The organism is Leisingera sp. ABM4_103 (genome assembly GCF_056158685.1).
Map to the genome: position 1 here is coordinate 524,147 of NZ_JBSWTU010000005.1, position 13,504 is coordinate 537,650.

General features: G+C 62.2%; 10 protein-coding genes. 7 read left to right on the plus strand and 3 right to left on the minus strand.

Translation table 11 applies throughout. The features are described from left to right. Positions 1-101 precede the first annotated feature (101 nt). Both ACXAED_RS04140 and ACXAED_RS04145 read left to right on the plus strand, forming a co-directional pair. Positions 102-2,330, plus strand: a complete 2,229-nt coding sequence (locus tag ACXAED_RS04140) for a type I secretion system permease/ATPase (RefSeq protein ID WP_475047107.1) — start codon at positions 102-104, stop codon at positions 2,328-2,330. Then, complete coding sequence (locus ACXAED_RS04145; protein WP_475047108.1) at positions 2,327-3,505, plus strand: HlyD family type I secretion periplasmic adaptor subunit; 1,179 nt, start codon at positions 2,327-2,329, stop codon at positions 3,503-3,505. The genes ACXAED_RS04140 and ACXAED_RS04145 overlap by 4 nt, the downstream gene beginning before the upstream one ends. 58 nt (positions 3,506-3,563) lie before the next feature. Here ACXAED_RS04145 and ACXAED_RS04150 read toward each other — a convergent pair whose 3' ends face one another. After that, positions 3,564-4,277, minus strand: a complete 714-nt coding sequence (locus ACXAED_RS04150) for a trypsin-like serine peptidase (RefSeq protein WP_475047110.1) — start codon at positions 4,275-4,277, stop codon at positions 3,564-3,566. A 609-nt stretch (positions 4,278-4,886) separates the two neighbouring features. On the opposite strand from ACXAED_RS04150, the gene ACXAED_RS04155 reads away from it, so the two are divergent. From ACXAED_RS04155 to ACXAED_RS04170, 4 genes are all read left to right on the plus strand, one after another. Then, positions 4,887-7,229: a methyl-accepting chemotaxis protein gene (locus tag ACXAED_RS04155; protein ID WP_475047112.1), complete on the plus strand. Its 2,343-nt coding sequence runs from the start codon at positions 4,887-4,889 to the stop codon at positions 7,227-7,229. Between the two features lie 708 nt (positions 7,230-7,937). Next, on the plus strand, positions 7,938-8,669 hold the full coding sequence (locus ACXAED_RS04160) for a response regulator (RefSeq protein WP_475047114.1): 732 nt from the start codon (positions 7,938-7,940) through the stop codon (positions 8,667-8,669). A 237-nt stretch (positions 8,670-8,906) separates the two neighbouring features. Continuing rightward, a complete protein-coding gene (locus tag ACXAED_RS04165; RefSeq protein ID WP_475047115.1) occupies positions 8,907-9,401 on the plus strand; it encodes a response regulator in 495 nt (164 codons plus the stop codon). After that, positions 9,373-10,464, plus strand: a complete 1,092-nt coding sequence (locus ACXAED_RS04170) for a sensor histidine kinase (protein WP_475047117.1) — start codon at positions 9,373-9,375, stop codon at positions 10,462-10,464. Before ACXAED_RS04165 ends, ACXAED_RS04170 begins: the two co-directional genes overlap by 29 nt. Positions 10,465-10,563: 99 nt before the next feature. On the opposite strand, the gene ACXAED_RS04175 is transcribed toward ACXAED_RS04170, so the two are convergent. Both ACXAED_RS04175 and ACXAED_RS04180 read right to left on the minus strand, forming a co-directional pair. After that, positions 10,564-11,232 carry a GntR family transcriptional regulator gene (locus ACXAED_RS04175; protein WP_475047119.1) on the minus strand — a complete coding sequence of 223 codons (669 nt, stop codon included), beginning with the start codon at positions 11,230-11,232 and terminating at the stop codon, positions 10,564-10,566. A gap of 101 nt (positions 11,233-11,333) precedes the next feature. Further along, a complete protein-coding gene (locus ACXAED_RS04180; protein ID WP_475047121.1) occupies positions 11,334-11,948 on the minus strand; it encodes a helix-turn-helix domain-containing protein in 615 nt (204 codons plus the stop codon). 173 nt (positions 11,949-12,121) lie between these two features. On the opposite strand from ACXAED_RS04180, the gene lpdA reads away from it, so the two are divergent. Beyond that, the gene (gene lpdA, locus ACXAED_RS04185) at positions 12,122-13,504 is read left to right on the plus strand and encodes a dihydrolipoyl dehydrogenase (RefSeq protein WP_475047123.1); all 1,383 of its coding nucleotides are present in this window, start codon (positions 12,122-12,124) and stop codon (positions 13,502-13,504) included.

A 13,504-nucleotide genomic window follows, 5' to 3' on the forward strand; every position in this document is an offset into this window, starting at 1 on the left:
ACACGACACAAAAGTCCCCGCGCCCCCTGCCCGCCTCCGGCAAAAAACCGGTGCTGCGGGCTGTACCTGCTTCACGCCCGCAAGCCGCACCGCAAGCCGGGATGCAGCCTGGCAATACCCCTGCCCCGGCGCCCTGTCCCAATGCGCCGCTCAAGCCGCGCACGGACAATCAGACCAAACCCCAGCCGCAAGAAGCGCAGCCAGAGGTCGGCTCCCTGCTGGAGGGCGCTGCGGCCCGTATTCAGCACCGCGCCAGCCTGATTGCCACACTGGCCGCGCTGAAGGGCAGCGAAGTGCCGATCAGCGATGTCGCCGCCTTCCTGTGGAAGGAAACACCGGGAGATTTGTCCCTGCACACGCTGGCCAAGGCGGTGCAATCCGCCGGGTTGCAGCCCAAAATTCTGGAGAAGCAGAGCCTCGCCCCCGCGCTGTGGCCTGCGCTTGCGGTGATGTCCGGCGGCCAGTGCGTACTGGTGCTGAGCCAGGCAGATGAAGCCCTGACCATCTACGACACCTCCTGCCCGGACAACCGCACCGAGGTGCCCCTGGCGGAGTTCTCTCCCTATTTCACCGGCACAGTGCTGTCGGCCCGCCCTTCGCTCAGCCAGATGGCGGCCAAGCACACGCCGCAGATCGATCCCGGCCATTGGTTCTGGAGCGAGTTCCCCAAGTACCGCCGCCAGGTGGGTGAGATCATGCTGGGCTCGCTGGTGGCTAACATCCTGGCGGTGTCGGTCGCGCTGTTCTCCCTCCAGGTCTATGACCGGGTGGTGCCGCATCAGTCGCACGCGACCTTGTGGGTGCTGGCTGTCGGCGCCTTTTTGGCGATTGCACTGGAGGCGATGCTGAAGCTGGCGCGCGCGCGGCTGACCGACGCGGCCGGCCGCCAGATCGAGCTGTCAGTGCAGCACAACCTGATGCGCCGCCTGATCGGCATGCGCTCCGACAAGAAACCGCTGCCGCCCTCCGGCCTGTTTGCCGCGATGCGCGATTTCGGCTCGGTGCGTGAGTTCTTCACATCCTCCACTATTTCCACCTTGGCGGACATCCCCTTTATCGCGGTGTTCCTGCTGCTGGTCGCCTCGATTGCCGGACCGGTGGTCTGGGTGATTGTCGCGGGCGGCATCCTGATGCTTCTGCCTGCCTATTTCATGCAGAAAAAGATGATCGCTTATACCCGCCAGACGCAGGGCGCCAATGCCAAGGCGGGGCGGCTGCTGCATGAGGTGGTGACCGAGCTGGACACCGTGAAGACCCAGCGCGGCGAGGACCGGGTGCTGCGGCTGTGGGATGAACTGAACACTCTGTCGTCGCATTCCGCGACCGAGCAGCGCAAGCTGTCCAGCGCCCTTACTTATTGGTCGCAGGGCGTGCAGCAGGCGACCTATATCACTGCGGTGGTGCTGGGAACGCTGCTGGTCTTTGCGGGCGAGTTCACCGTCGGCACCATCATCGCCACAGGTATTCTGACCAGCCGCACGCTGGCGCCGCTCACGCAGTTTGCCGCCACCCTGGCGCGCTGGAGCAACGTCAAGGCGGCGCTGGAAGGGCTGGATGCGATTGCCCAGGCGCCGCAGGAAAAGGAACAGGAACGCACTTATCTGCGCCGCCAGAAAATCGAAGGCCGGTTTGAGCTGCGCGAGATCATGTTCCGCTACGATGACGACGCGGCGCCGACGCTGGACGTGCAAGCTGTGGCGGTCACGCCGGGCCAGCGGGTTGCGGTGCTGGGCGTCAACGGATCGGGTAAGTCCACACTCCTGAAACTGCTGTCCGGCCTTTACGCCCCCGACCGGGGCCGCATCCTGCTCGACGGCACCGACATGGCACAGATCGACCCGCGCGACCTGCGCGCCAACATCGGCTACCTCAGCCAGGATGTGCGGCTGTTTGCCGGCTCCCTGCGCGACAACCTGAATCTCAACCAGCTGGAGCGCGATGACGACCGCCTGATGGAGGCGCTGGAGTTCGCAGGCCTCGGCGCCCACGTGCGAAACCACCACAAGGGGCTGGATCTGGAGATCAGCGACGGCGGCCATGGCCTCTCGATCGGCCAGCGCCAGTCGATCGGCTGGGCCCGGCTGTGGCTGCAGGACCCGTCGGTCGTGCTGCTGGACGAACCCACCGCGGCGCTGGACCAGACGCTGGAACGCACCCTGGTCAGCCGCCTGGAAGGCTGGCTGGAGGGCCGCACCGCGGTGATCGCCACCCACCGGATGCCGATCCTGTCGCTCACCAACCGGACCCTGATCCTGCAGTCCGGCCGGATGGTGGTGGACGGACCGCGTGATCAGGTTCTGGCCCATCTGGCCGCCGGAGAAGGCAAATGAGCATGGCCCTGCACGATCCCTACGGAAATGCCGAGACGCCCCGCAGCGCCAGCCGGATCATCTATCTGGCGCTGGCCGCCGTTGTGACCTTTCTGATCTGGGCCGCCTTTGCCTCCATCGACGAGATCGTCCGCGGCGAGGGACAGGTGGTTTCCTCCTCCCGCGCGCAGATCGTGCAGAACCTCGAAGGCGGCATTCTGGCGGAGCTGCATGTTCGTCAGGGCGATATCGTCTCCGCCGGCCAGGTGCTGGCCAAGCTGCAGGACACCAAGTTCCGCGCCGCCGCCGACGAGCTGCAGAACCAGATCGACGCGCTGGAGATCAAGCGCCACAGGCTGGAAGCGCAGATGAAGGGTGCCTTTGAATTCACCGTGCCGGAAATGCTGGCGCAGCGCTCCCCCGGCATCCTGGCCTCGGAACGCGGCCTGCTGACTGCGCGTCAGACTGACTTCACCAGCCGCCGCGACAGCGCCCGGCAGATCATGGATCAGCTGAACGCCGAGCTGGCCAATATGGAGCAACTCTACAAGCAGAAGATCGTCGCGCTGATCGAGGTGAACAAGGCCCGCAAAGCCGCAACCGACGCCCGCGCCAAATACAGCGAGATCGGCACCCAGGCAGAGCTGGAACAGGCGGAGGAGTATTCGCAAACCCTGCGCGACCTCACGACCCTGCGCCAGGAACAGCGGCTGGCGGTGGACCAGCTGAACCGCACCATCATCACCTCCCCCATGGCTGGGATCGTCAACAGCCTGGCCGTGACCACCATCGGCGGCGTGATCCGTCCCGGCGAGGAAATTCTGGAGATCATCCCGCTGGGCGAAGAGCTGTTTGTCGAGGCGCGGGTGAAACCCGAAGACATCGCCAGCGTGCAGCCCGGCCAGGACGCCACCATCAAGCTGTCGGCCTATGACTACACCATCTATGGCTCGCTGCGCGGCAAGGTGGATTTCGTCTCCGCCGATACTTTTGAAGATGAACGCAACCCGCGCGCCGAACCCTATTACCGGGTGACGGTGCGGGTCGACAAATCCGGCTTCACCGAACGCCAGCAATCCATTGAGATCCGCCCGGGCATGCGGGCCACGGCGGAGCTGCAGACCGGCGCCAAGACGGTTCTGCAATACCTGCTGAAGCCGTTGTACAAATCCCGCGAAGCTCTGCGCGAGCCGTGATGGCGCTGCCAGACCTAGGCCGTTGCAGCCGCACAATTACTTTGGTTTCCGGCTGTTCCTAGCCCGCGAGGCGCATGAGTTCGCGAAGCGAAGCATCCAGCGCTGTGCCGATTGAAACCCGCCGTTTGCCCATCGCCGCCTTGGCTGAGATCACCGAAACCAGCCGCGGCGGCAGGCCCGGGCGCATCTCCAGCACCGGCGACCCGGACGCGCCAAAGTCCACCAGGCAAGACAGCACCAGGGTCCGGCTTTGCCGTGCCAATACGCTGCACGACGGTTCCAGCCCCGGCCGGGTAGCATGCCTGCGGGTATAGGACAGAACCCCCAGAGTATCACCGCGCGCCGCGTCCGGCGACATTGTCAGAGGCTGGATGCGGCTGCGGCTGATCGGGCGGTCCAGCTTGAGTACCGCCAGATCGCTGCCGATCTGATGCTTCCCCGCGGGCCGGTAACGGTATTGCGGATGCATCACCGCCTTAACCACCTGCCGCAGGGCCACTGCCTGCCGTCCCGACAGACCAGCCTCGAACCAGATCGCCGCCGGCGCAACCTGCGCCCCTGTGCGCGGATCAAACAGGCAGTGCGCGGCCGTCAGCACAAGATCCGGCGCAACCAGCGCGCCGGTGCAGATGTTGCCGTTTGCAATGTTCAGCCGTCCGACGGCCTCCCACCCCTCAATGGATGCGGCGGCTGACTGCGTATCACTCGCAGCCGCGCCGATGGGCATGCCCAGGGACAGGCATGCCGCCATCGCAGCAATTAGTCGTCTCATTACCCACTCCAGCTTCCCGCAAACCTATCGTCATTCAGGCGTGCGGCTGGAATGAGGCCCGAAATTGCCGTGAAGAGGCAAATTCATGGACAGATTGCGGCAGCGTTAACAATTCCCTAACCCCCCCGGTTATTGATGATTAACCATGGCAAATAAGACCCATCCTTTGCCAGAAAAACCCGAACAGCGCCGAAGGAAACCAGAGAACTCCCCGGAAACGCGGGAAAATATTCTGCCGCTCAACCGGGTTTCGAGCGCAGTACAGCCACCATACCAGCGATTCGCACTCTCAGTTTTGTTAACTATTTGCTGCCGCGTGGCTCATCTGAGCCGGGGGCGATGGCTCCGTACTGCCGTCGCCCGCACCGCCGCAAACGTTAATGTTCGGGCAGTCCCGGATGAGCGCTTGCCCGCAAAACCACAGCAACAGACTGCTCTGCGCATTGCCCTGCTCAACCTTATAGCGAAGCAAAAAAATCGAAACCCTATCGTAAAAGTGCAGGCGCATTAACCGATAAAAAATCTATCTATCGTTGAAAATGAAGACAATCGCATCACTCGCATCTGACGCGGCACCACCCGCGGGATGCCTCTCCGCTGGAGGTCAAATTGAAAATTCTGAAATCCATGAAGCTCGCTTACAAGCTGCCGCTGCTGATCGTCAGCACTGCACTGGTGCTGACAGCCGTTCTGATTGCCGTCAGCACCAGCAACTTCCGCCGCGGCGTGCTCGAGAAGAGCGAAGTGTTCATGCAGTCCCTGGTGCAGGACCGCGAATTGGCCCTGCAATCCTATTTCGAGGGAATAGAGGCCGCCATTCTGACGATCGCCTCGGTGCCCTCGACGGCCGATGCCATGAAAGACTTGACCGCGACCTGGTCCACCCGGGCCGGCGAAGGCCAGGCCGAGGTGCAGAACCTTTCACTGTTTGCCTCTGCAGCATCTCCCTACGAAATTCACTTCGAGCGCAATCATCCCGCCTTCAAGAGGGTTATGGAGAGGATGGGCTTCTATGACATCTTCCTGATCAGTCCGGCAGGGGACGTGGTCTTTTCGGTCACCAAGGAAAGCGACTACGCCAGCAACATGATCACCGGCCAATACCGCGGCACAGGTCTGGCCAAAGCGTTCCGGATGGCGGAGGACGGAGAAGCCGGCCGGGTTTATTTCTCCGACATCGAATCCTATGCGCCCAGTGCGGATGCCCCGGCGGGCTTTGCGGCAACCCGGATCGTGGATGAGGCAGGCCGGTTCGCAGGGGTTTTCGCCCTGCAGGTTGCCATAGACGAAATCGCAACGATCACCACCAATTTCGGCGGCGAGCTGGAAACGCTGGATGTTTACCTGATCGGCGGCGACTTCAAAGCCCGCACCCAATCGCGCCTCGAGGGGCGGCACCGCGTACTGGAAGAGCTCCCCAGCCTGCCTTACATTGAATCTGCCTTTTCCGGCATCTCCTCCGAAAGCGGCTCTGCTGGCGCGGGCGGTGACCACGCCGGAATATTCCACCCTGCCGTCCAAAAGCCGGATGGGCGTACCGTGGCAGCCGTCACCGCACCCTTCGCTTACCGCGACCTCAATTGGGCAATCGTGGCTGAGCTCGACCGGGAGGAAATACTGGCGCCCGCTGTCCGGCAGCGCCAGATCATGCTGCTGATCTCCCTGTCCCTGGCTGCCGTTGTCTCCTGTCTCGGCTGGCTGTTCGCGCGGTCGATCACCCGCCCGATCGACAAAATCTGCGCGCACATGGAGGCCGTTGCTTCAGGCGATCTGGACACCAGAATCGAAGCCGCCGGGCGGAACGATGAAATCGGCAAGATCGGCAAAACTCTGGTTTCTATGCAGGCCGACTTGAAACAGGCCCGCCTCGCCGAAGAGCGCCGCAATGAGCAGCAGCAGCAGCAGCAATTCGTGGTTGAAAGCCTGAGCGCCGGCTTGGTGCGGCTGTCTGCCGGGGATTTCTCGCAGCCTATCACAGAAGCCTTTCCGGAGGACCACGAACAGCTGCGCCGTGATTACAACCTGACCTTGGAAACGCTGAAGGACACTGTGCAGCAAGTGATCGTGGCAGCGGGCAGTATCCGCAACGGTGCCGCCGAAATCAGCCAGGCCTCCGACGACCTCTCGCACCGCACCGAGAGCCAGGCCGCCACGCTGGAGGAGACCGCCGCGGCGCTGGATGAGCTGACCGCATCGGTGAAGTCCGCGGCAGAAGGCGCCCGCAGTGTTGAGGCCACCATGGCCGAAGCGCGGGCCGACGCAGTGTCCAGCGGTTCTGTGGTAGGAAACGCCGTTTCTGCAATGAACGAGATCGAACAGAGTTCGAACCACATCAGCCAGATTATCTCGGTGATCGACGACATTGCCTTCCAGACCAACCTGCTGGCTCTGAACGCGGGCGTCGAGGCTGCGCGCGCGGGCGAGGCCGGCAAGGGCTTTGCCGTGGTCGCAAGCGAAGTGCGGGCGCTGGCGCAGCGTTCCTCGGATGCGGCAATGGAGATCAAGACCCTGATCGGCGACAGCTCCAAACAGGTGGAGCGCGGGGTGGATCTGGTCGGCAAGGCCGGCGAGGCGCTGCAAAGCATCGTCGAACGGGTCACCCATATCTCGCAGCTGGTCTCCGGCATTGCCGAGGGTGCGGCAGAGCAGTCCACAGGGCTGGCCGAAATCAACACAGGCGTGACCCAGCTCGACCAGGTGACACAGCAGAACGCTGCCATGGTGGAGGAGGCCACCGCGGCAGGCCACATGCTGAACACGGATGCTGCCAAGCTGGCAGAGCTTGTGTCGCATTTCACGATTGAAGGGCAGACTGCATCCCGCCCAGACCAGCACGGTGTGCCCAAGTCAAGTGCGGTTGTGCATGAGGTGGCGGATGAACTCTGGAACGAAGAGCGCCTTCGCCCTGCAGCAACAGGTACCGGCGGGGCAGGCAAATGGCAGGACTTCTGAGCCAAGCCAGTGCAGGCGGCGCGGAGCAGGCCGCCGCCTCCTGGCGAGGCTGAAGCGGCGGTTCTCGACCTGACGGCTTTCCGGCATCCTGACTGACTGGAAACCCAAGCAGCAAGGGGCGGCCGCATGTTCGCCGCGGATCAATTACCGCAGCGCATCATCCGCCCCCTGCTCGAGCCGCCAGACTGCGGTTCCGGGCCGTAAAACACTGTCTCTGACGGCGCATGACGCGGATAACTTTCCCAGGGTCCGCTTGCTCTCAGCAGCAGGGTTTTACGCCGCTTCCTTTCCGTAATGACGCCCCGGACTAAGCCATGACAATGGAGCGCGTGGAAGCCACGGCTCTGCCGCAGCGCCTTCGCAGCTAAACTGTGCTGCGTCCAGCCTCTCTGCCACGGAAAGTTGATGGGACCCGGCCCGCTCAGCGCTTTCCGGGCGCGCGATCCGGCAAAGGCCATTCAGAATATGCGCCAAACCAAGCGCTCCAGGCTGCCCGCCCGGCACCATGAAGCGCAAGGGTTCCGCAAATAGTATTTGCCCAACGTCTCCTTAACGTAAAATCCCGGCTGCCGTATCCAGCGCTCAGTTTTCCTTAATCAAATACCTCAAGATAATGACCCCATGCGTGAAATCGACTGATAGCAACTCCACCTAAAGTGAGCGCCGGGACAGCCGCTCCCGGTGCAGCGTAGTTTAAAAGGTAACAGAATGAGCAATACTCAGTTCTCCAATAGGGGTGCCCCGCCGGTTCTGCAGCCGGTCAATTTGAACATCCTCTCCGTCGACGACGATGAGATCGATAGGCTGCGTCTGAATAAGCTGTGCCGTAAGGCCGGGATGACGGCCGAATTCCACGAGGCCGCGACCTTGGAAGAAATGCGTCAGCGTCTGGACGACGAACAGTTTGATCTGGTGTTCCTCGATCATAACCTGGGCATGGAAACAGGGCTGGATGCTTTGAGACTGCTGGTGTCTCACGAAGATCAGGTTCAGGCTGTTCCGATAATGCTCACAAGCGCAACCAACTATCATATCGCTGTCGAGGCCATGCGCCGGGGCTGCGCGGACTATATTGTCAAGGATGAGCTGACAACGGATTCCCTGATGAAATCCATCGCCTCTGCGCTTGAGCGCCGGGCGCTATACGGGCAATTATCGAGCGCACGCGCTTCAGAAAAGGAGCTGAGGCGGATTTTCCAGCGTTTCATCGTCGGCTGCGGGCCCGATCTCCGGCTGCTTTTGAGCAGAACGCTCGCCGGGGTGCGCGTGATCAAGTCGCAGGCGCGTCAGGATGGCAGCCTGCCGCCCCCCATTTTGTCAGATGTCTCAATGCTGGAACGCAGCTGCAAGGATCTGGTTGTGTTCATGGATGACCTGGACAGCGTGATCGACGACACCCGGGAGTTTACCGCCAAAGTATCCCCTAATTTGCTGCAGTAACGGCCAGCCGAATATGCCGGCGGGACCGGAGCTCCAGAGCAGATCCTTCCCGCGAAACTCCAAGCCTTCCGGCCCCCATGGCCAAGGGCCTTCTCTGCAGGCTGCGCCACAGGACTGCCATCGCGGGAAAACGCGGAAGCTTGCTTGTGGTGTGGCTGCATTGCAGTCCGCCGGTCCAGTGGAACCCGGTTTCGCCTCCCCCGGCCGCTGGCCTTTCCGGAACAAGGAAAAAGCAGCATGACACCCGACACGCGAGCCGCCAGCCGCCCTGCCCTGAACATCGTTCTTGTCGAGGATGATGACGGCGACGCCAAGGCCCTTCGCCGCGCTTTCAGCCGGGCGAGGATCGCCAATCCGATTCAGCGTTTTACCGACGGCGTCGAGGCCTTGGCCTTTCTGCGGGGCGAGATGAGTCAGGTGCCGCCGCCCAGCTTTGTCGTGCTGAGCGACATCAATATGCCCCGGAAAAGCGGCATAGAACTGCTGGAGGAAATCCGCGCTGATCCTGTTCTGCGCAAGATCCTGTTTATCGTGCTGACAACATCGGAAGACCAAAGGGATATCTCTGCAGCCTACGCAAACAACGTGGCCGGCTACATTCTCAAGTCCAATGCCGGCGACATGTTTGTCGATCTCATGGCCACGCTCGATCACTATTGGCGCATCGTTGAATTGCCCGAAATACACATCAGAAAGGTATCCGATGACGGCTCTCAGCATCCTGATCATTGATGATGACGCAGGCGACCGGAAACTGGTGCGCAGGCTTTTGCTGCAGTTGCACCCCGACGCCAAGGTGGCCGAGGCGGACAGCGGGAAAAGCGCCTTATCTCAAGCCGGCCTGCCAGTTGACGTGATCATTCTGGACTATCTCCTGCCGGACGGAACCGGGCTTGACCTTATCGCGCAGCTAACCGGCAGCTGGCCGCGGGCGGTTCTGTTCATGACCACCGGCCAAGGCGACGAAGAGATCGCCAAGAGCGTCATTCTGGCCGGGGCCAGCGACTATATTCCCAAATCCGCCATCACCGCCGAAGCCTTGCAACGGATGATTGCAAACGGGCTGAAGGTTGCTGAAATGCGCTGGCGGATCCAGGAACAGCAAAATGAACTGCGCTTGTTTTCCGATGTGCTGGTGCATGACATGCGGGCGCCGCTCAGGGCGATCAAATTTCTCAGCGACCAGATTGAGGAGGATTACCAGGATGGCGAATTCGATGAAGTGACCCGTCAGCTGGAGCTGATGAAGAAATCCGTCCGCAAGACCTCCGAACTGATTGAACGGCTGGCAAGCCACATCAACCCGCACAGCACTGGGACCGCCGAGCAAGTTACTGTCGAGAGCCTGTTCGACAGCTTGCGTGCCGTTTTGGCGCAGGACCTTGCGGAGTCCGGCGCCCGTATCGAATGGCAGTCCGGCGGCCTGAGCGTCTTTTGCTTTCCTCCCGATATCGTTCAGCTGCTGCAGAACCTGATTGGCAACGCGATCAAGTATAGTGGCGGGCGAACACCCGAGATTTCGGTGTCCGCCGAGCCCGCGGGCTCAGGCGTGATGATCTCTGTAGCGGACAACGGCATTGGGGTTCCGCCAGAGTACAGGGAAAAGATTTTTGAGCCCTTCAAGCGGCTGCAGCGCGGCAGCACGCAGCCTGGCACCGGGCTTGGACTGGCGACCTGCGCCAAAATCGCCAAACGCCACAATGGGACAATCTGGTGCGACCCGCATGCGGATTCCGGCACGACAATCCGGTTTGTCGTCAGCCTTGAAAACAGCCAGACGCAAAAATCAGCCTGACGATGTTTCCCGTCTTGCGGCAGCAGGCGTGCAGGGAGACCAGCCCCGGTCCGTCCTCCCCCCGCGTCAGGGCTGAGCAGGCCCGGTGCCCCGCGGTTGTCAGGCGCCCGTCAGCACCGGAAAATGCGCCAGTAATGAGGCTTTGGCTTCCAGGATATGCGCTCTGGTCAGGTCGGAGGCCAGGCGGGCATCACCCGCCTCGCAGGCCTCCAGGATGGCAAGATGCTCGCGGCCGGCACGCTCCATGCCGTTGCTCATCACCAGCTGCGCCCGGATATAACGGTCGATCCGGTCCATCGCGCCATTGGCCGCTTCGCGAAAAAAGGCCAGCCTGCTGGCACTGTACAATCCGTCATGGAACGCCCGGTTCAGCACCCCCCATTCCATCGGGTTTTTTGAGGCATCAAAAGCGGCAAAATCGGCGCGCGCCTGTGCCAGCAGCCCCTGCGACATCCGCGGCACTGCATCGCGGATGATCTCCGGTTCCAGCAGCGCACGGAAGTCAAATATCTCGGCGGCCTCATCTGCCGACAGGCCGGCGACCACAGCCCCCTTGAACCGCTGCGTCCGGACCAGGCCGTGCTCCTCCAGCCGGTTGATCGCTTCACGCACGGGCAGCCTGCTGGTTTTGAAATGGCGCGCGATCTCGTCCTGGCGGAGCGGTTCGCCTTCCGCCAGCCGCCCCTCGACAATGGCCTTGCGCAGCGCTTCGAACACAACTGCCGAGGCCGAGGCCGTTTTCGAGATATCAACCGGGTCCAGTTTCATTGCAGCGCGCCTCCTCTACAGCAGGTGTATGCCAAGCGGCCTGCACGGAAAAGCAGGTTAGGCGGCCGCCCGAATCTGCAGCGCGGCGGGCGGCATCCCCGTCACACTTCCAGCGACACCCACAGCACCTTGGCGTCGTCCTTGCTGACCGACACGCAGCCATGGCCCATGCCGCTGTCATAATAGACCGAGTCGCCGGGCCCCATGCGCAGCGGCCGGTAATGCTCGGTATAAAGGATCACCTCGCCGCTCAGCACAAACATGAACTCCTCGCCCTGGTGGCGCACCCAATTGTCGAACTCAGTAACATCGCGAGCCTTGATGGTGCTGATGTAGGGCACCATGCGTTTGCTGGTCAGCTCGCTGCACAGCAGCTCATGGTCATAGGTGGTGGTTTCCTTGTGCTCGCCCTGGCCGGTGCGGGTAAAATCCCGCCGTCCGGTCACGCCGCTCTGCCCGGACTGCAGGAACAGCTGCGGGGTTTCCAGCTCCAGCGTTTGCATCAGGCGGCGGATAATCTCGAAACTGGGCCGGGTCTGGTTGTTCTCGATCTTCGACAAAGTCGACCGCCCGATTGCCGCAGCCTTGGCCGCCTCCTCCAGCGTCAGCCCCTTCTCCTTACGGGCGTCGCGAATTATTTTCCCCAGGACTTCCCCGTCCGGAGCCTCCATGGCCTCGGGGCCCAGTCCTGTTTCTTCTAAGGGAATTGGTTCCATTTCTGCGAATTCTCCTGATCCGAAAACAGCTTAGCTTTGATGCATTCCCGGGTCAAAATTTCCGTGACTGCACTTTTTGTTTGCAAGAGGGAAAAAGTTTCCTATAGGAGACGCAACGTCGTATACGGCAGCATACGTGCCGGTCCTGGACCGCTTTTCGGAGGAGAAACCACATGAGCGCATATGATCTGATCGTGATCGGGGCTGGGCCGGGCGGTTATGTCGCAGCAATCCGCGCGGCGCAGCTGGGCATGAAGGTGGCCTGCGTCGAAGGCCGCAACTCGCTGGGCGGCACCTGTCTCAACGTCGGCTGCATCCCCTCCAAGGCGCTGCTGACCTCCTCTGCCAAATATGCTGAGCTCTCCCATCTGGCTGCACATGGCATTGCCGTCGGGGGCGCCAGTCTGGATATGGGCGCGCTGATGGCTCGCAAGGACAAGATTGTCGGCGACCTCACCAAGGGCATCGCCTTTCTGTTCAAGAAGAACGGTGTTGACCACATTGAAGGCTGGGCCAGCATTAAGGCGCCCGGCCAAGTGCAGGTGGGTGAAGACGCTTACACCACAAAGAAAATCCTCATTGCCACCGGTTCGGAACCCGCCGCCCTCCCCGGCGTGGAAATCGACGAGGTGGACGTGCTGAGCAGCACCGGTGCGCTGGCCCTCGAAGCCGCGCCAGAGCATCTGGTGGTGATCGGCGCCGGCGTGATCGGGCTTGAACTCGGGCAGGTCTGGTCACGCCTCGGCTCCAAGGTGACGGTTGTGGAATACCTCGACCGCATCCTGCCAGGCATTGACGGCGAGATCGCCAGGCTGTCCCAGCGGGCGCTGAGCAAGCGCGGACTGAAATTTCAGCTGGGCCGGGCGCTGAAGACCGTCGAAAAGGGTGAAAACGGCCTGACCCTGACTCTGGACCGCGTGGGCAAGGACAAGGAAGAGCAGATTGAGGCGGACAAGGTGCTGGTCGCCATCGGCCGCCGCCCGGTGACCCACGGTCTGGGCCTGGAAAGCTTGGGGGTGTCCATCAACACCCGAGGCTTCATCGAGGTGGACGAGCGCTTCTCCACCTCCGTCCCGGGGATCTATGCCATCGGCGATTGCGTGCCCGGCCCGATGCTGGCCCACAAGGCAGAAGAAGACGGCGTTGCCTGTGTGGAAATCATGGCGGGCGAGCACGGCCACGTGGATTACAACACCGTGCCGGGCGTGGTTTATACCGACCCGGAAGTTGCCTCCGTCGGCCAGACCGAGGAAGCGCTGAAAGAGGCCGGCACCGAGTACATCACCGGCAAGTTTGCCTTCATGGCCAACTCCCGCGCCCGCTCCACCGGCGAAACCGACGGCGCGGTGAAGGTGCTGGCAATGCCGGAGGGCAAGATCCTTGGCGCCCATATCTGCGGGGCGCATGGAGGCGATTTGATTGCCGAGCTGGTGCTGGCAATGACCAAGGGTGCCACCGTCGAAGAGGTTGCCCGCACCTGCCACGCCCACCCGGCGATGGGTGAGGCGGTGAAGGAAGCCTGCCTCGACGCGCTTGGCCGCGCCATTCACGCCTGA

What these genes read in the sequence shown, in the direction of transcription:
- ACXAED_RS04140 (WP_475047107.1), top strand. Translation starts at nt 102, where the DNA reads ATGCAGCCTGGCAATACCCCTGCCCCGGCGCCCTGTCCCAATGCGCCG.
- ACXAED_RS04145 (WP_475047108.1), top strand. Translation starts at nt 2,327, where the DNA reads ATGAGCATGGCCCTGCACGATCCCTACGGAAATGCCGAGACGCCCCGC.
- ACXAED_RS04150 (WP_475047110.1), bottom strand. Translation starts at nt 4,277, where the DNA reads ATGAGACGACTAATTGCTGCGATGGCGGCATGCCTGTCCCTGGGCATG.
- ACXAED_RS04160 (WP_475047114.1), top strand. Translation starts at nt 7,938, where the DNA reads ATGAGCAATACTCAGTTCTCCAATAGGGGTGCCCCGCCGGTTCTGCAG.
- ACXAED_RS04165 (WP_475047115.1), top strand. Translation starts at nt 8,907, where the DNA reads ATGACACCCGACACGCGAGCCGCCAGCCGCCCTGCCCTGAACATCGTT.
- ACXAED_RS04170 (WP_475047117.1), top strand. Translation starts at nt 9,373, where the DNA reads ATGACGGCTCTCAGCATCCTGATCATTGATGATGACGCAGGCGACCGG.
- ACXAED_RS04175 (WP_475047119.1), bottom strand. Translation starts at nt 11,232, where the DNA reads ATGAAACTGGACCCGGTTGATATCTCGAAAACGGCCTCGGCCTCGGCA.
- ACXAED_RS04180 (WP_475047121.1), bottom strand. Translation starts at nt 11,948, where the DNA reads ATGGAACCAATTCCCTTAGAAGAAACAGGACTGGGCCCCGAGGCCATG.
- lpdA (WP_475047123.1), top strand. Translation starts at nt 12,122, where the DNA reads ATGAGCGCATATGATCTGATCGTGATCGGGGCTGGGCCGGGCGGTTAT.